The organism is Escherichia sp. 93.1518, from assembly GCF_013368915.2.
GTDB classification, from domain to species: domain Bacteria; phylum Pseudomonadota; class Gammaproteobacteria; order Enterobacterales; family Enterobacteriaceae; genus Escherichia; species Escherichia ruysiae.
In genome coordinates this window covers 21,787-37,311 of sequence record NZ_JABWMT020000003.1, presented here as the reverse complement: position 1 = coordinate 37,311, position 15,525 = coordinate 21,787, and the positions used below count along the sequence as shown (strand labels likewise).

At 53.1% G+C, this 15,525-nt stretch carries 16 protein-coding genes, 1 tRNA gene and 1 pseudogene; 7 read left to right on the top strand and 11 right to left on the bottom strand.

Annotated features, from left to right (window positions below; translation table 11 throughout):
* Positions 1 to 59: 59 nt before the first annotated feature.
* From allE to allD, 3 genes are read right to left on the bottom strand one after another with little or no spacing between them, the layout of a single operon-like run.
* Positions 60 to 845: a (S)-ureidoglycine aminohydrolase gene (gene allE, locus HEN21_RS02960; RefSeq protein WP_176251640.1), complete on the bottom strand. Its 786-nt coding sequence runs from the start codon at positions 843 to 845 to the stop codon at positions 60 to 62.
* Positions 846 to 855: 10 nt separating this feature from the next.
* Positions 856 to 2,091, bottom strand: coding sequence for an allantoate deiminase (gene allC / locus HEN21_RS02955; protein WP_176251639.1), 1,236 nt, complete (start codon positions 2,089 to 2,091; stop codon positions 856 to 858).
* A gap of 21 nt (positions 2,092 to 2,112) precedes the next feature.
* Entirely contained in the window at positions 2,113 to 3,162 is a 1,050-nt protein-coding gene (gene allD, locus HEN21_RS02950) for an ureidoglycolate dehydrogenase (protein WP_176251638.1), read from the bottom strand.
* A 316-nt stretch (positions 3,163 to 3,478) separates the two neighbouring features.
* Here allD and HEN21_RS02945 point away from each other — a divergent pair, with 316 nt between their 5' ends.
* The 4 genes from HEN21_RS02945 to HEN21_RS02930 are packed head-to-tail and all read left to right on the top strand — an operon-like array spanning position 3,479 to position 8,131.
* On the top strand, positions 3,479 to 5,146 hold the full coding sequence (locus HEN21_RS02945; protein WP_176251637.1) for an acyl-CoA synthetase FdrA: 1,668 nt from the start codon (positions 3,479 to 3,481) through the stop codon (positions 5,144 to 5,146).
* 9 nt (positions 5,147 to 5,155) lie between these two features.
* Positions 5,156 to 6,415 (top strand): YlbE family protein, encoded by a 1,260-nt coding sequence (locus HEN21_RS02940; RefSeq protein WP_021550380.1) that lies wholly within the window; start codon positions 5,156 to 5,158, stop codon positions 6,413 to 6,415.
* A 10-nt stretch (positions 6,416 to 6,425) separates the two neighbouring features.
* Entirely contained in the window at positions 6,426 to 7,241 is an 816-nt protein-coding gene (locus HEN21_RS02935; RefSeq protein WP_021550381.1) for a DUF2877 domain-containing protein, read from the top strand.
* A complete protein-coding gene (locus HEN21_RS02930; protein WP_176251636.1) occupies positions 7,238 to 8,131 on the top strand; it encodes a carbamate kinase in 894 nt (297 codons plus the stop codon). Before HEN21_RS02935 ends, HEN21_RS02930 begins: the two co-directional genes overlap by 4 nt.
* A 126-nt stretch (positions 8,132 to 8,257) precedes the next feature.
* On the opposite strand, the gene purK is transcribed toward HEN21_RS02930, so the two are convergent.
* The 4 genes from purK to ppiB all read right to left on the bottom strand — a co-directional run bounded on the left by purK (position 8,258) and on the right by ppiB (position 11,167).
* Positions 8,258 to 9,325, bottom strand: coding sequence for a 5-(carboxyamino)imidazole ribonucleotide synthase (gene purK, locus HEN21_RS02925; protein WP_105286559.1), 1,068 nt, complete (start codon positions 9,323 to 9,325; stop codon positions 8,258 to 8,260).
* Entirely contained in the window at positions 9,322 to 9,831 is a 510-nt protein-coding gene (gene purE / locus HEN21_RS02920) for a 5-(carboxyamino)imidazole ribonucleotide mutase (RefSeq protein ID WP_001295318.1), read from the bottom strand. Before purE ends, purK begins: the two co-directional genes overlap by 4 nt.
* A gap of 116 nt (positions 9,832 to 9,947) precedes the next feature.
* A complete protein-coding gene (lpxH, locus tag HEN21_RS02915) occupies positions 9,948 to 10,670 on the bottom strand; it encodes a UDP-2,3-diacylglucosamine diphosphatase (protein ID WP_176251635.1) in 723 nt (240 codons plus the stop codon).
* Between the two features lie 2 nt (positions 10,671 to 10,672).
* Complete coding sequence (gene ppiB / locus HEN21_RS02910) at positions 10,673 to 11,167, bottom strand: peptidylprolyl isomerase B (RefSeq protein ID WP_000256002.1); 495 nt, start codon at positions 11,165 to 11,167, stop codon at positions 10,673 to 10,675.
* A 173-nt stretch (positions 11,168 to 11,340) separates the two neighbouring features.
* Between ppiB and cysS the strand changes: the two genes are divergently transcribed.
* On the top strand, positions 11,341 to 12,726 hold the full coding sequence (gene cysS / locus HEN21_RS02905; protein ID WP_176251634.1) for a cysteine--tRNA ligase: 1,386 nt from the start codon (positions 11,341 to 11,343) through the stop codon (positions 12,724 to 12,726).
* 41 nt (positions 12,727 to 12,767) lie between these two features.
* Here cysS and HEN21_RS02900 read toward each other — a convergent pair whose 3' ends face one another.
* From HEN21_RS02900 to folD, 3 genes are all read right to left on the bottom strand, one after another.
* Positions 12,768 to 13,298, bottom strand: a complete 531-nt coding sequence (locus HEN21_RS02900; protein ID WP_176251633.1) for a metal-dependent hydrolase — start codon at positions 13,296 to 13,298, stop codon at positions 12,768 to 12,770.
* A gap of 108 nt (positions 13,299 to 13,406) precedes the next feature.
* Positions 13,407 to 13,619, bottom strand: coding sequence for a ribosome-associated protein YbcJ (gene ybcJ / locus HEN21_RS02895; RefSeq protein WP_000190288.1), 213 nt, complete (start codon positions 13,617 to 13,619; stop codon positions 13,407 to 13,409).
* Between the two features lies 1 nt (position 13,620).
* Complete coding sequence (gene folD, locus HEN21_RS02890; protein ID WP_000729175.1) at positions 13,621 to 14,487, bottom strand: bifunctional methylenetetrahydrofolate dehydrogenase/methenyltetrahydrofolate cyclohydrolase FolD; 867 nt, start codon at positions 14,485 to 14,487, stop codon at positions 13,621 to 13,623.
* Between the two features lie 260 nt (positions 14,488 to 14,747).
* On the opposite strand from folD, the gene HEN21_RS02885 reads away from it, so the two are divergent.
* Positions 14,748 to 14,824: transfer RNA gene (locus HEN21_RS02885), tRNA-Arg, on the top strand.
* A 15-nt stretch (positions 14,825 to 14,839) separates the two neighbouring features.
* On the opposite strand, the pseudogene HEN21_RS22955 reads toward HEN21_RS02885, so the two are convergent.
* A pseudogene (locus tag HEN21_RS22955) lies at positions 14,840 to 15,009 on the bottom strand (integrase); the annotation flags it as partial.
* Positions 15,010 to 15,103: 94 nt separating this feature from the next.
* Here HEN21_RS22955 and emrE point away from each other — a divergent pair.
* Positions 15,104 to 15,436: a multidrug efflux SMR transporter EmrE gene (gene emrE / locus HEN21_RS02880; RefSeq protein ID WP_001070440.1), complete on the top strand. Its 333-nt coding sequence runs from the start codon at positions 15,104 to 15,106 to the stop codon at positions 15,434 to 15,436.
* Positions 15,437 to 15,525: the final 89 nt, after the last annotated feature.

The window sequence follows — 15,525 nt, the reverse complement described above, 5'->3', positions numbered from 1 at the left end:
ACGGTATAAACCGTGGCAAAATCCAACATAGCTAAAAATAATCAGGCGAGCGGTATGACTTAAATCTCTACGTCGCGGTTGCAATCTTTCGAGTAAATATAACTGAACGCTTCACCACGCCCTATGCCATAACCGGCCTGTAAAGAATATGCGCCCATAAAGATGTAATCGCCTTTTTTCACCGGTATCCAGTTATTATCAAGGTTATAAACGCCCTGGCCGGAAAGAATATAAGCACCGTGTTCCTGAACGTGGGTTTCGATATAACCGTGGCTGGCACCTGGCGCAAAAGAGAGGATATGCATATTCATATCAAAGCCTAACTCTTTGGGCAGAAAATCCAGCAGAATAACATCGTCCATGCCTTCATAATGAATGCGTTCCAGTTCGCTGGCATTGCCAGAAACCAGCCACGGCGCATGACCTTCTACCGGAACATAGCGACGCTTATATAAAAAGATTTGGCTGTCTTCGGCCTGGGCGTTAACAAAAGTCATTAAGGAGCCTGGCGGGCAATAAAGATAGCCACCTTCACTTAAGGTAAATGTTTTCCCTTCGGCTTTGGCAGTGATATTTCCAGAGATCACATACAGGAACGTTTCAATTCCTTCACCGCCGAATCCCTGCTGATTACCGCCATTTTGATGCAGCGTCACCAGATAATCGACAAACGTAGCGCCCAGCTTTGGCGTGGACAGGATTGTCGCGTCACAATTCTCAAATCCCGGAATAATATTTTTTACCAGGCCGTCTGGCGTTAACAGCGCGAAATTACCGTGTTTCACAATCGCGCGGTTAGCCAGTAAATCATCGCGGTAACCGGTGACGTTATTTAAATATCCCATTTATAACTCCTTATTTCTGCCAGGCAAGTTGATAAAGCATGAGTGCCAACGTTTTGACCCCTTCGGCAAGGTCGTTAATATTGGTGCGTTCCGCCGGGTTATGGCTGATTCCGTTAATGCTGGGGATAAAAATCATGCAGGTTGGTACGCGAGGCGCGAAAATTTGCGCGTCGTGCCCAGCACCACTGTGCATCACCCGATAGTTCAGTTTTTCTGTTTCACACAGTTCCGTCAGGGTGGCGACCAGCTCTTTGTTCATCGGCACCGGTTCTTCGTCCATCCATAAATCGATATCAATACCAATGTCCATTTCATCGCAAATCGCCCGCATGTCGTTTTCTAACTGTTGGGTGAAATCGCGCAGCACGGCAGCGTCAGTATGGCGACAATCAATGGTGAACGTGGTTTTACCCGGCACTACGTTAACCGTATTTGGGCGCGGTTCCACTTTGCCAAAGGTCAGCACCAGCGGGTCGCCCATCTTTTTCGCTTTTTCAACCGATTGATGGCAAATGCGACTGAAAGCGTAAACCGTATCACGACGATAGCCCATCGGCGTGGTGCCTGCATGGTTTGATTCGCCGTTCAGCGTCACCGTATAGCGGCGCTGCCCGACAATCGCATTAACCACGCCAATTGACTGACCATTACTTTCCAGTACACAGCCCTGTTCGATATGCAGTTCGACAAAGGCATTAATATCCTGACGCGGAGTTAGTGGGGCGTTTGGCAGAGTAAATCCGCAAGCTTTCATCGCATCGACAAAACCATTTCCTTTGGCGTCACAAATATTTCGCACATCGTCGGGATTCGCCAGACCAAAAATATTTTTACTGCCCCAGAAGACATACGGGAAGCGGCTGCCTTCTTCTTCCGCCATCGCCACCACCTCGACAGTACGTAGCGGCGCGCCGTATTGCGTTTTCAGCCAGTCAATTGCCAGCCACGCCGCCAGCGCGCCAAATTGCCCGTCGAGGTTACCGCCGTTGACCACGGTATCGATATGCGAACCGCTCAGAACCATTTCCTGTGGATATTCGCTGCCGCTCAGGCGACCGTATAAATTCCCCACGTCATCGAAACGTGTTTCCAGCCCACTTGCTGCCATTCTTTTTTTAAATTGCTGCTGGGTTTCCAGCCATTCCGGCGAATAAAGTAAACGGGTCATCCCACCCGTAGGGTCAGCGCCAAAAGAGGAAAGCCAGGGCAGCGTTTCTTCTATAGCTTGACGAAAATGTGTAATCATAGGAAAGTCCTGTCTCAATAATTATTGCGCAAAGGGATTTTTCGTTTCGTATGACGTGTTATAAAGCGCGTCGGAAATTAAATACTGGTAAATATCATCAACAATTTCGATGCCTTCGACGGCGGCTTTGCGTTGTTTAATATCCTGATCCTGTCCGGGATAATAAACCTGATTAAAACCGGGCGCGGGGGTAATGGCATTTAATTCGCGCATGGTCTGGCTAAGATGTTGACGGAATAATTCGCTGGAGGAGAAAAAGTTCGGATTAATAACTATATGTAATTGCCCCAAATTACGCCCGGCGTGTAAATCGTCATACATCGAACTAACCTGTCGCCCGAACGGTAAGCCGAGTAAGGCGCCTGAGAGGGCGTCAATCATCATCATCAGGCCATACCCTTTCGGCCCAGCGGCGGGGAGCAGAGCATGTACCGCGAACGGATCGGTTGTTGGTGCACCGTTTTTATCGACCGCCCAGGTATCCGGGATAGACATATTACGCGAGCGGGCGTCGAGCACTTTTCCCCATGCCTGTACGGAAGTCGCCATATCAAAGGTAAGGATCTCGTTGCCTTCTCCCGGCGCGGCAAAGGCCAGTGGGTTAGTACCGTAGTAAATTTCCGCGCCGCCAAACGGTACCACCATTGGATCGGACTGGCACATCGAAATGCCAATTAATCCGGCGCGGGCTGCCTGCTGCACAAAATAAGAGATTGCGCCGCTGTGACCCATCCGGCTGATACCGACCACCGCAACGCCATTTTGCTGGGCGGTTTTGATGGCATGTTCCATACCCATTTTCGCCGCGACCTGTCCGGCGGCATTGTCGGCATGTAAAATTGCCGAGCACGGCCCGGTTTCCTCAAGACGAAACTCCGGTTCGCGGTTGGTGCCGCCTTTTGAGATGCGTTCCGCGTAGTATTCCACGCGTACCGCGCCATGAGAGTGGATCCCTCTGGCATCGGCATAAACCAATACTTCAGCCACGGTTGCAGCGTGCTCACGTTTTAATCCAGCCTGGCAGAGTTTATTCTCGATTAGCTGGTGGAGTGTTTCCCGACTGATTTTCATCTGTCTTCCTTTTTAACGACGGTGTGAAGCATGACTGCAATTAACATACAGGGAAAATATCTGGATTATGTGATCCAGACAGGCAAAAAAATATAGTTAGAATTTATTTGATAATCTTCGTTCTTTTAACCTGATTTTTAAAATAACCACGCTTATTAAAAAATAACGCGTAATAGTCTGGCGGTTATTTGAATTCTTTTTCTAATAATCTCCGTGTGATATTCATCACCTTATTTGTCACCGTCCATCGATACCGTAATCGCCACATTAACACTGCTCGTGCAATTGCCATGGGTGCAATTTTTAAGGAGTTGTTATGATCCACGCCTTTATTAAAAAAGGGTGTTTTCAGGATTCGGTCAGTTTAATGATTATTTCACGAAAACTCAGCGAATCAGAAAATGTTGATGATGTTTCCGTAATGATGGGTACGCCCGCCAATAAAGCGTTATTAGATACCACAGGTTTCTGGCATGACGATTTTAATAACGCCACGCCGAACGATATTTGCGTGGCAATTCGTAGCGAAGCGGCGGATGCGGGGATCGCGCAGGCGATTATGCAGCAGCTTGAAGAGGCGCTAAAACAACTGGCGCAGGGAACGGGCAGCAGCCAGGCGTTGACGCAGGTGCGTCGCTGGGACAGTGCCTGTCAGAAATTACCCGATGCCAATCTGGCGCTGATTTCAGTGGCTGGCGAGTACGCGGCAGAGCTGGCGAATCAGGCGCTGGATCGCAATCTCAACGTTATGATGTTCTCTGATAACGTCACGCTGGAAGATGAAATCCAACTCAAAACCCGCGCGCAGGAAAAAGGCTTGCTGGTGATGGGGCCGGACTGCGGTACGTCGATGATTGCCGACACGCCGCTGGCTTTCGCTAACGTGATGCCGGAAGGCAACATTGGTGTCATTGGCGCTTCTGGTACAGGGATTCAGGAACTGTGTTCGCAGATTGCACTGGCAGGTGAGGGTATTACTCACGCGATTGGTCTTGGCGGGCGCGATCTCAGCCGTGAAGTGGGCGGCATCAGTGCGCTAACGGCGCTGGAAATGTTAAGCGCCGATGCGAAAAGCGAGGTGCTGGCATTTGTTTCAAAACCACCTGCCGAAGCTGTGCGTCTGAAAATTGTTAATGCCATGAAAGCAACCGGCAAACCGACGGTGGCGCTGTTTTTAGGTTATACCCCGGCGGTGACTCGTGACGAAAATATCTGGTTTGCCTCCTCGCTGGATGAGGCCGCGCGTCTGGCTTGCCTGCTTTCACGCGTTACGGCGCGACGTAATGCGATAGCGCCTGCCAGCAGCGGATTTATTTGCGGTTTGTATACCGGCGGTACGCTGGCTGCCGAAGCGGCGGGATTACTTGCCGGGCACCTTGGCGTGGCAGCCGACGATACCCATCATCACGGCATGATGCTGGACGCTGATGGTCACCAGATCATTGACCTGGGCGATGATTTCTACACCGTCGGGCGTCCCCATCCGATGATCGACCCGACCTTACGCAACCAATTAATTGCTGAGCTTGGCGCTAAACCACACGTGCGCGTGTTGCTGCTTGATGTAGTGATTGGCTTCGGCGCGACCGCCGATCCTGCTGCCTCGCTGGTAAGCGCCTGGCAGAAAGCCTGTGCTGCGCGTTCAGACAACCAACCGCTGTACGCCATTGCCACGGTGACAGGCACTGAACGTGACCCGCAATGCCGCTCGCAACAAATTGCCACGCTGGAAGATGCGGGGATTGCGGTAGTGAGTTCGCTGCCGGAAGCCACCTTGCTGGCGGCGGCACTGATTCATCCGCTTTCGCCTGCCACACAGCAACACACACCGTCATTACTGGAAAACGTCGCCGTGATTAACATCGGATTACGCAGCTTTGCGCTGGAACTACAAGGCGCCAGCAAACCGGTCGTGCATTACCAATGGGCGCCAGTCGCTGGCGGCAATAAAAAACTGGCTCGTTTATTAGAACGTTTGCAATAAGGGGTTCCCATGTTTACATCAGTGGCGCAAGCCAATGCTGCGGTTATCGAACAAATTCGTCGCGCTCGTCCACACTGGCTGGATGTGCAACCGGCTTCTTTACTTATCAGCGAACTAAACCAGGGCAAAACACTGCTTCACGCCGGGCCGCCAATGCGCTGGCAGGAGATGACTGGCCCCATGAAAGGGGCGTGCGTGGGCGCATGTCTGTTCGAAGGCTGGGCGAAAGATGAAGCGCAGGCGCTGGCAATGCTTGAACAAGGGGAAGTGAACTTCATTCCTTGTCACCATGTAAATGCCGTCGGGCCAATGGGCGGCATTACTTCTGCCAGTATGCCGATGCTGGTGGTCGAGAACGTGACCGACGGCAACCGTGCGTACTGCAACCTGAATGAAGGCATCGGGAAAGTGATGCGTTTTGGCGCTTACGGCGAAGATGTCCTGACTCGCCATCGCTGGATGCGCGATGTGTTAATGCCGGTATTAAGCGCCGCGCTGGAGCGCATGGAGCGCGGTATCGATCTCACCGCGATGATGGCGCAGGGCATTACGATGGGCGATGAGTTCCATCAGCGCAATATTGCTACTTCAGCACTGTTAATGCGCGCGCTGGCACCGCAAATTGCCCGCCTCGATCACGATAAACAGCACATCGCCGAAGTGATGGATTTCCTTAGCGTGACCGATCAGTTCTTCCTCAACCTTGCGATGGCCTACTGCAAGGCGGCGATGGATGCAGGCGCGATGATCCGCGCGGGCAGCATCGTCACGGCAATGACCCGCAACGGCAACATGTTCGGGATTCGGGTGAGTGGGCTGGGTGACCGCTGGTTTACTGCGCCGGTAAATACCCCGCAGGGACTGTTTTTCACCGGCTTCTCGCAGGAGCAGGCGAACCCGGATATGGGCGATAGCGCGATTACCGAAACCTTTGGTATTGGCGGAGCGGCAATGATCGCCGCACCTGGCGTAACGCGCTTTGTCGGTGCGGGTGGTATGGAGGCTGCCAGGACAGTTTCTGAAGAGATGGCGGAAATCTTCCTTGAGCGCAATATGCAGTTGCAGATCCCCGGCTGGGATTTTCAGGGCGCGTGCCTGGGGCTGGATATTCGGCGCGTGGTAGAAACGGGTATTACGCCGCTTATCAATACCGGTATCGCCCATAAAGAAGCGGGGATCGGGCAGATTGGTGCAGGCACCGTGCGGGCGCCACTGGCGTGCTTTGAACAGGCGCTGGAAGCACTGGCTGAAAGCATGGGGATTGGTTGAGGAACGCGCAATGACGATCATCCATCCACTGCTTGCCAGCCGTAGCGCACCGGACTATCGCCAGTGCTGGCGGTTAGCGGGCGTCTGGCGGCGGGCGATTAATCTGATGACGGAAAGCGGCGAACTGTTAACGCTGCATCGTCAGGGAAGTGGTTTTGGCCCCGGAGGATGGGTGCTTCGCAGCGAGCAATTCGATGCGTTACGCGGCGAGTTAGGCGGCAATGAACAACCGCAGGTTGTGGCTCAAGGGATTCGCCTCGGGCGTTTCACGGTTAAACAGCCACAGCGTTATTGTTTGCTGCGTATTACGCCGCCTGCGCATCCTCAACCGCTTGCCGCTGCATGGATGCAACGTGCGGAGGAAACCGGGCTTTTTGGACCACTGGCGATGGCGGTAAGCGATCCGCTGCCCGCTGAATTACGCCAGTTTCGCCACTGTTTTCAGACCGCGCTCAATGGCGTTAAGACCGACTGGCGGCACTGGCTGGGTAAAGGCCCCGGATTAACGCCGAGTCATGATGACACGCTGACGGGAATGCTACTGGCGGCCTGGTATTATGGCGCTTTAGATTTGCGCTCCGGTCGCCAGTTTTTTTCCTGTTCCGACAATCTTCAACTCGTTACCACAGCGGTGAGCGTCAGTTATTTGCGCTACGCCGCACAAGGATATTTTTCCTCGCCACTCCTGCACTTTGTTCATGCTCTGAGTTGCCCGAAACGTACCGCTGTTGCGATTGATTCGCTGTTGGCACTCGGGCATACGTCAGGGGCAGATACGTTGCTGGGGTTCTGGCTTGGCCAACAATTATTACAAGGAAAACCATGAAAACACTGGTTGTAGCTCTTGGGGGCAATGCCTTGCTTCAGCGCGGTGAGGCGCTGACGGCAGAAAATCAATATCGCAATATCGCCAGTGCTGTACCTGCGCTGGCGCGCCTGGCGCGTTCTTATCGGCTGGCGATTGTTCACGGCAACGGGCCGCAGGTGGGGCTGCTGGCGTTACAGAATCTGGCATGGAAAGAGGTGGCGCCGTATCCGCTGGATGTGCTGGTGGCGGAAAGTCAGGGGATGATTGGCTATATGCTGGCGCAAAGTTTGCGCGCGCAGCCGCAAATGCCGCCTGTGACGACGGTGTTGACGCGCATTGAGGTTTCGCCGGATGATCCGGCGTTTTTGCAGCCAGAGAAGTTTATCGGTCCGGTTTATCAGCCAGAAGAACAAAAGGCACTGGAAGCGGCTTACGGCTGGCAGATGAAACGTGATGGTAAATATTTACGCCGGGTGGTGGCGTCTCCGCAACCGCGTAAAATTCTCGACAGCGAAGCCATCGAGTTGTTGCTCAAAGAGGGGCATGTGGTGATTTGCAGCGGTGGCGGCGGCGTGCCTGTGACGGAAGACGGGGCAGGGAGTGAAGCGGTGATTGATAAAGATCTCGCCGCTGCGTTGCTTGCCGAGCAGATTAATGCCGATGGACTGGTGATCCTCACCGATGCCGATGCGGTTTACGAAAACTGGGGAACGCCGCAGCAACGCGCCATTCGCCGTGCCACACCGGATGAGTTAGCGCCATTTGTCAAAGCCGATGGTTCGATGGGGCCGAAGGTAACGGCGGTGAGTGGCTATGTCAGAAGCCGTGGTAAACCCGCGTGGATTGGGGCGTTATCGCGAATTGAAGAGACGCTGGCGGGCGAGGCGGGGACCTGTATTTCGCTGTAGTCGTAGGCAGTAGACATTTGTGCCTGATGCGACGCTTGACGCGTCTTATCAGGCCTACGATGGGTAACGGGTCGGTAGGCCAGATAAGGCGTTCACGCCGCATCCGGCAAGAAAATGAGTACCTGATTAACTGAACTTGCTCTGCGCCCAAATCACGCCGCTGGCATACTCCGGCGGCAGCAGCGGAATTAATGCTTCCAGCGTCGCGGTCAGACGCGATGTGTCGCTGTCAGTTAAATTCAGATGGCCCACTTTACGCCCCGGACGGACTTCTTTGTCGTACCAGTGCAGATGCACCAGCGGCAGTTTCAGCCAGTCATAATTCACATCGCTACCAATCAGGTTGATCATCACCGACGGACTATTCACTACCGGTTGCGGTAACGGCAGATCGGTAATCGCCCGCAGATGCAGCTCAAACTGGCTGATGCTGGCGCCGTTTTGCGTCCAGTGACCGCTGTTATGCACACGCGGTGCCAGTTCGTTGATCAACAGACCTTGCGGGGTGACAAAACACTCCATCGCCATCACGCCCACATAGCCCAGCTCCTGCATAATCGCCGACAGCATCTCTTCGGCTTGCGCTTGCTGCTGTGCGTTGGCCTGCGGAAAAGCGACGCTGGTGCGCAAAATACCGTCCTGATGCAGGTTATGCGTCAGCGGATAAAACACGGTGCTGCCATCAAAGCCGCGCGCGCCAACCAGCGACACTTCACCAGAGAAGTTAATGCCCTGCTCGACAATACATTCGCCGTAGCATTCAGCCGGTAACTGTTCGGTTTCATCGGCGCGTAAACGCCATTGACCGCGTCCGTCATAGCCACCAGTGCGGCGCTTAACAATCGCCAGCTCACCTAAACGATCAAACACCGCAGGCCACTCGCTGCGATTAGCAAGTAATTGCCACGGTGCGGTCGGCAGGTGGAGCTTGTCGAAAAGCTGCTTCTGAGTCAGACGGTCGGCAATAATCGGGAACACATCGCGGTTCACAAAGGCCGGATGGCGCGCCAGCTCGCGGGTTAATGCAGTTTCCGGCCAGCGTTCGATCTCAGCGGTAATCACGCTTTGTTGAAAAGGCACCGCCGCAGGTTCAGCGTCCAGCCCGACCGGCCAGACAGCAATGCCTAACGGTTCGCCTGCCTGACGCAGCATACGGCCTAACTGCCCGTTACCGAGGACGCAAACCTGTTTCATGCCGCACCTCGCGGGTCCGGGTTTTCCAGCACTTCGTCGGTCTGAGCTTTGCGCCAGTCATTCAGACGCTGGTGTAGTTCTTTATCGTGAGTCGCAAGAATTTGTGCTGCCAGTAACGCCGCGTTTGCCGCGCCCGCTTTACCAATCGCCAGCGTACCCACCGGAATGCCACGCGGCATTTGTACGATGGAGTAGAGGCTATCGACACCGCTCAGTGCGGCGCTCTGTACTGGCACGCCCAGCACCGGCACCAGCGTTTTGGCGGCAATCATGCCAGGCAGGTGCGCTGCGCCGCCTGCGCCCGCAATAATCACCTGATAACCGTTCTCTTCGGCGCTTTCGGCGAAGCTGAACAATTTATCGGGGGTGCGGTGAGCAGAAACCACTTCAACGTGGTGCGGGACATTCAGGATTTCGAAGATTTCGGCGGCGAACTGCATGGTAGCCCAGTCGCTTTTGGACCCCATCACGATGGCGACACGCGCCGGATTATTGCGGGAAGACATGCGTCTTAAAACTCCTGTGGTGCACAACTCTCGGCTTTAGAGGGCACAGAGAATAGCACGGAAAGAGAGTAAGGAAAACGGTTGCGTGGTTGTGAAATCAGCAAGCTTGCGCGTTTTTAAAACGGAAAACGGATTAGCTCAACGTCATCCGCCGTGACTTTCACCATCGAACCTTCGGTATGCCAGGCACCCAGCACGACGCGGAAAGCAGGTTGCTGATTGGCGATGAATTCATGCACCGCCGGGCGATGGGTATGCCCGTGGATCAGCCATTGCACCTGGTTTTTTTCCATTGCACTGACCACCGCGTTTTGGTTAACGTCCATGATCGCCAGCGATTTACTGCTGTTGGCTTCTTTGCTGTTCGCTCGCATTCGCGCGGCAATGCGTTTGCGCACAAACAACGGCAGGGCGAGGAACAGTGTTTGCAGCCAGGGTTTGTGGACTTTGGCGCGAAAAGCCTGATAACCCGCATCATCGGTGCACAGCGTGTCGCCATGCATAATCAGCACCCGACGACCATAAAGTTCGAGCACCTTTTCTTCCGGCAATAACGTCATGCCGCTTTCACGGGCAAAGCGTTTGCCGAGCAGAAAATCACGGTTGCCATGAATGAAATAACAGGGAACGCCGGAATCGGATACCGCTTTGATTGCTGCCGCCATCTGGCGATGGAGTGGGTTGGGATCGTCGTCGCCAATCCATGCTTCAAACAGATCGCCAAGAATATACAGCGCGTCGGCATTGCGGGCTTCCCCCGCTAAAAAACGCAGAAAACCGGCGGTGATCGCCGGTTCTTCCACGCAGAGATGAAGATCTGCAATAAAGAGTGTCGCCACGATTACTCGCTAACGGTCACGCTTTCAATGATAACGTCTTCTTTTGGCACGTCCTGGTGCATACCGCTACGACCGGTTGCAACACCTTTGATTTTGTCTACCACGTCCATGCCTTCAACCACTTCAGCAAACACGCAGTAGCCCCAACCTTGCAGGCTTTCGCCAGAGAAGTTCAGGAAGTCGTTATCAACCACGTTGATGAAGAACTGTGCAGTTGCAGAGTGCGGAGCCTGAGTACGGGCCATTGCCAGCGTACCACGGGTATTTTTCAGGCCGTTGTTGGCTTCGTTTTTGATCGGTTCTTTGGTGGCTTTTTGTTTCATGCCCGGTTCAAAACCGCCGCCCTGAATCATAAAACCGTTGATAACACGGTGGAAAATGGTGTTGTTGTAAAAACCTTCGCGGCAGTAGTCCAGGAAGTTTTTAACTGTTTCAGGTGCTTTATCGTCAAAAGTTTTGATGACAATATCGCCGTGATTGGTGTGGAAAGTAACCATTTTTGCATCCTGTTCCGTTTGATTGGTGCTTCAACCCGGTTCGGGTCATATATAGGGTGGTGTTATAGCATAACCGCACGATCGGATCATCTCGCAATGTATGCTGAATCGCGCGGGAAATATGGGTATTATACGCAACTCAATTACCCACACATGTCTAAACGGAATCTTCGATGCTAAAAATCTTCAATACTCTGACACGCCAAAAAGAGGAATTTAAGCCTATTCACGCCGGGGAAGTCGGCATGTACGTGTGTGGAATCACCGTTTACGACCTCTGTCATATCGGTCACGGACGTACCTTTGTTGCCTTTGACGTGGTTGCACGCTACCTGCGTTTCCTCGGCTACAAGCTGAAGTATGTGCGCAACATTACCGATATCGACGATAAAATCATCAAACGCGCCAATGAAAATGGCGAAAGCTTTGTGGCGCTGGTGGATCGCATGATCGCCGAAATGCACAAAGATTTTGATGCTTTGAACATTCTGCGCCCGGATATGGAGCCGCGCGCGACGCACCATATCGCAGAAATTATTGAACTCACTGAACAACTGATCGCCAAAGGTCACGCTTATGTGGCGGACAACGGCGACGTGATGTTCGACGTACCGACCGATCCGACTTATGGCGTGCTGTCGCGTCAGGATCTCGACCAGTTGCAGGCAGGGGCGCGCGTTGACGTGGTCGACGACAAACGCAACCCGATGGACTTCGTTCTGTGGAAGATGTCGAAAGAGGGCGAACCGAGCTGGCCGTCTCCGTGGGGCGCGGGTCGTCCAGGCTGGCACATTGAATGTTCGGCAATGAACTGCAAGCAGCTGGGTAACCACTTTGATATCCACGGCGGCGGTTCTGACCTGATGTTCCCGCACCACGAGAACGAAATCGCTCAGTCCACCTGTGCGCATGATGGCCAGTATGTGAACTACTGGATGCACTCCGGCATGGTGATGGTTGACCGCGAGAAGATGTCGAAATCGCTGGGTAACTTCTTCACTGTGCGCGATGTGCTGAAATACTACGACGCGGAGACCGTGCGTTACTTCCTGATGTCTGGTCACTATCGCAGCCAGCTGAACTACAGCGAAGAGAACCTGAAGCAGGCGCGTGCGGCGCTGGAGCGTCTCTACACTGCGCTGCGCGGCACAGATAAAACCGTTGCACCTGCCGGTGGCGAAGCGTTTGAAGCGCGCTTTATTGAGGCGATGGACGACGATTTCAACACCCCGGAAGCCTATTCCGTGCTGTTTGATATGGCGCGTGAAGTGAACCGCCTGAAAGCAGAAGATATGGCAGCGGCGAACGCAATGGCGTCTCACCTGCGTAAACTTTCTGCCGTGCTGGGTCTGCTGGAGCAAGAACCGGAAGCGTTCCTGCAAAGCGGCGCGCAGGCAGACGACAGCGAAGTGGCTGAGATTGAAGCGTTAATTCAACAGCGTCTGGATGCCCGTAAAGCGAAAGACTGGACGGCGGCAGATGCGGCGCGTGACCGTCTTAACGAGATGGGGATCGTGCTGGAAGATGGTCCGCAAGGCACCACCTGGCGTCGTAAGTAACACCCTCACTCTTATCCTCTCCCGCAAGGGAGAGGATACGTTCAGCGCAATTTACGCCTGCTCCACCATAACATTCCCATTAGCACCATCCCCGGCAACCATACCCACATCAGTTCAGAAATAATCACCTGATGTCCGTACGGCGTGGTGTAACGAGACAACGCAAACGGCGCAACTTTAATCACCTGCCAGGGAGCGAAAAAGCGTTCCTCTGACCACGGCCACAGCCAGCCAACGCCTTTACCGCCAGTGGTTACCGAATCCAGCAAGCTGTGCGATAACAACGAGACGGTTAAAAATAGCCAGCAGCGAATCAGCCCAGCCTTAAACCATCGACGCCCAATCAGCACGCATAGCAACGGGACAACAAACGCAAACACCAGCGAATGGGTAAACCCGCGATGACCAAAAACATTGCCGTAAGCAACGCCAAATTTAAACGACAAGACGTCGGCATCTGGCAGCATCGCCAGGGCGATTCCGGCAAATAATAGGCGCGGAGGGATGACTTTCGAACCCAACCCTAAACCAATGCAAAGGGGAACGGCGGCGTGCGTAATAACGGTTGGCATGATGGTCGCTTCGGCAAAATATCGACGCTATCAGCATGGATGAAAGCGTCGAAGAGGGCAAAGGTCTGAAAAGAGAATCGGCCTGCATACGGGCAGGCCGAAGTGGGATCAGGCAACAACCTGTACGCTGTGACCTGCAAAACTCACTGTCTGACCGGCGACGATTTTGCAACGTTTGCGCGTTTCAACCGCGCCGTCGACTTTCACCTGACCTTCGGCTATCGCGATTTTCGCCTGCGCGCCGCTTTCGCTCCAGCCTTCCAGTTTCAGCAAGTCGCACAGCTCAACGTGCGGATGTTTACCTAAAGAAAATGTCGCCATGTTACTCACCCTGTGGATCATGATATTCAACGCACGCCTGTAGCGTGTTTTCAATCAGCGTGGCAACCGTCATCGGGCCAACGCCGCCGGGAACGGGCGTAATGTAAGAAGCGCGCTTAGCCGCTTCTTCAAACACTACGTCGCCCACAACTTTGCCATTTTCCAGACGGTTGATGCCGACATCAATCACAATTGCGCCTTCTTTGATCCAGTCACCTGGAATAAAGCCCGGCTTGCCGACGGCAACGATCAACAGATCGGCATTTTCTACGTGATGACGCAGATTTTTGGTGAAGCGGTGAGTCACGGTGGTGGTGCAACCTGCCAGCAGCAGTTCCATGCTCATCGGGCGACCGACGATATTTGATGCGCCAATCACCACAGCATTAAGACCAAAGGTATCAATGTTGTAACGCTCAAGCAGCGTGACGATACCGCGCGGAGTGCAAGGACGCAGACGCGGCGCGCGCTGGCACAGACGACCGACGTTGTAAGGATGGAAACCGTCTACGTCTTTGTCCGGGTGAATACGTTCCAGCACTTTGATGTAGTCAATTCCCGCCGGAAGCGGCAACTGCACCAGAATGCCGTCAATGGTGTTGTCGGCGTTCAGTGCATCGATAAGCTCAAGCAGTTCTGCTTCAGTGGTGGTTTCCGGGAGGTCATAGGAGCGGGAGACGAACCCGACTTCTTCACAAGCCTTGCGTTTGCTTGCGACATAAATTTGCGATGCAGGGTTGCTACCCACCAGCACAACGGCCAGTCCTGGCGCTCGCAGTCCGGCCGCAACGCGCGCCTGAACTTTTTGAGCAACTTCAGAGCGCACCTGCTGCGCAATCGTTTTACCGTCAATAATCTTTGCTGCCATCAGAGAGAGGATTCCATCTGTTACGTAGGTCGAAGGGGATGCGTCTATTTTGTCAGAAGCGTGGCGCGCTGTCAGTTTTCGTTTTCTGAAAAGTAAAACCTTCTGTACCTGGCGATAATGATAACCGTCGTTGGTTTGCCGCTGTAGCGAGGTAAATCAGATGCGGTCGTACACTTGTTCAGCAACCGGTTCAAAAGCCATTGACTCAGCAAGGGTTGACCGTATAATTCACGCGACTACACACACATTGTGGTATCAATGCGCCCTTAGCTCAGTTGGATAGAGCAACGACCTTCTAAGTCGTGGGCCGCAGGTTCGAATCCTGCAGGGCGCGCCATTAAAATTCAATCAGTTACGCCTTCTTTACCTCCTCCATAATTTCACAGTGGGACATATTTGGGACATCATCGTCAAAATGTCGTCTGTTTTCCTTGCGTGCTTCGTCAAATGATTAGGTGCAAGGTGAGTATATCTACGCACCATTTCTATGGATTCCCATCCGCCCATTTCCTGAAGCACTGATGAAGAACATCAATGAATGCACCAGAATGAATCCGGTGAGTTAAGTTCAAACTGTAGTACAATTCGCTCCGGTATTAACAGGAAAGAATATGCTATGAACCCTTATATTTATCTTGGTGGCGCAATACTTGCAGAGGTCATTGGTACAACCTTAATGAAGTTTTCAGAGGGTTTTACACGGTTATGGCCCTCTGTTGGTACAATTATTTGTTACTGTGCATCATTCTGGTTATTAGCTCAGACGCTGGCTTATATTCCTACAGGGATTGCTTATGCTATCTGGTCAGGAGTCGGTATCGTCCTGATTAGTTTACTGTCCTGGGGATTTTTCGGCCAACGGTTGGATCTGCCAGCCATTATAGGCATGATGTTGATTTGTGCCGGAGTGTTGGTAATTAACTTATTGTCACGAAGCGCACCACATTAAAAATAATTTCTTTTGAATCGAGTGAAATATGGCAGCCCGTATGTTTATACGGGCTGCTTTTTTATAGTGCGGGTAAATTTTTTTTGGCA

Coding starts and splice junctions, on each gene's coding strand:
- cysS (WP_176251634.1), top strand. CDS start 11,341: ATGCTAAAAATCTTCAATACTCTGACACGCCAAAAAGAGGAATTTAAG.
- allC (WP_176251639.1), bottom strand. CDS start 2,091: ATGATTACACATTTTCGTCAAGCTATAGAAGAAACGCTGCCCTGGCTT.
- HEN21_RS02940 (WP_021550380.1), top strand. CDS start 5,156: ATGTTTACATCAGTGGCGCAAGCCAATGCTGCGGTTATCGAACAAATT.
- HEN21_RS02900 (WP_176251633.1), bottom strand. CDS start 13,298: ATGCCAACCGTTATTACGCACGCCGCCGTTCCCCTTTGCATTGGTTTA.
- folD (WP_000729175.1), bottom strand. CDS start 14,487: ATGGCAGCAAAGATTATTGACGGTAAAACGATTGCGCAGCAGGTGCGC.
- allE (WP_176251640.1), bottom strand. CDS start 845: ATGGGATATTTAAATAACGTCACCGGTTACCGCGATGATTTACTGGCT.
- purK (WP_105286559.1), bottom strand. CDS start 9,325: ATGAAACAGGTTTGCGTCCTCGGTAACGGGCAGTTAGGCCGTATGCTG.
- allD (WP_176251638.1), bottom strand. CDS start 3,162: ATGAAAATCAGTCGGGAAACACTCCACCAGCTAATCGAGAATAAACTC.
- ppiB (WP_000256002.1), bottom strand. CDS start 11,167: ATGGTTACTTTCCACACCAATCACGGCGATATTGTCATCAAAACTTTT.
- HEN21_RS02930 (WP_176251636.1), top strand. CDS start 7,238: ATGAAAACACTGGTTGTAGCTCTTGGGGGCAATGCCTTGCTTCAGCGC.
- ybcJ (WP_000190288.1), bottom strand. CDS start 13,619: ATGGCGACATTTTCTTTAGGTAAACATCCGCACGTTGAGCTGTGCGAC.
- HEN21_RS02945 (WP_176251637.1), top strand. CDS start 3,479: ATGATCCACGCCTTTATTAAAAAAGGGTGTTTTCAGGATTCGGTCAGT.
- emrE (WP_001070440.1), top strand. CDS start 15,104: ATGAACCCTTATATTTATCTTGGTGGCGCAATACTTGCAGAGGTCATT.
- purE (WP_001295318.1), bottom strand. CDS start 9,831: ATGTCTTCCCGCAATAATCCGGCGCGTGTCGCCATCGTGATGGGGTCC.
- HEN21_RS02935 (WP_021550381.1), top strand. CDS start 6,426: ATGACGATCATCCATCCACTGCTTGCCAGCCGTAGCGCACCGGACTAT.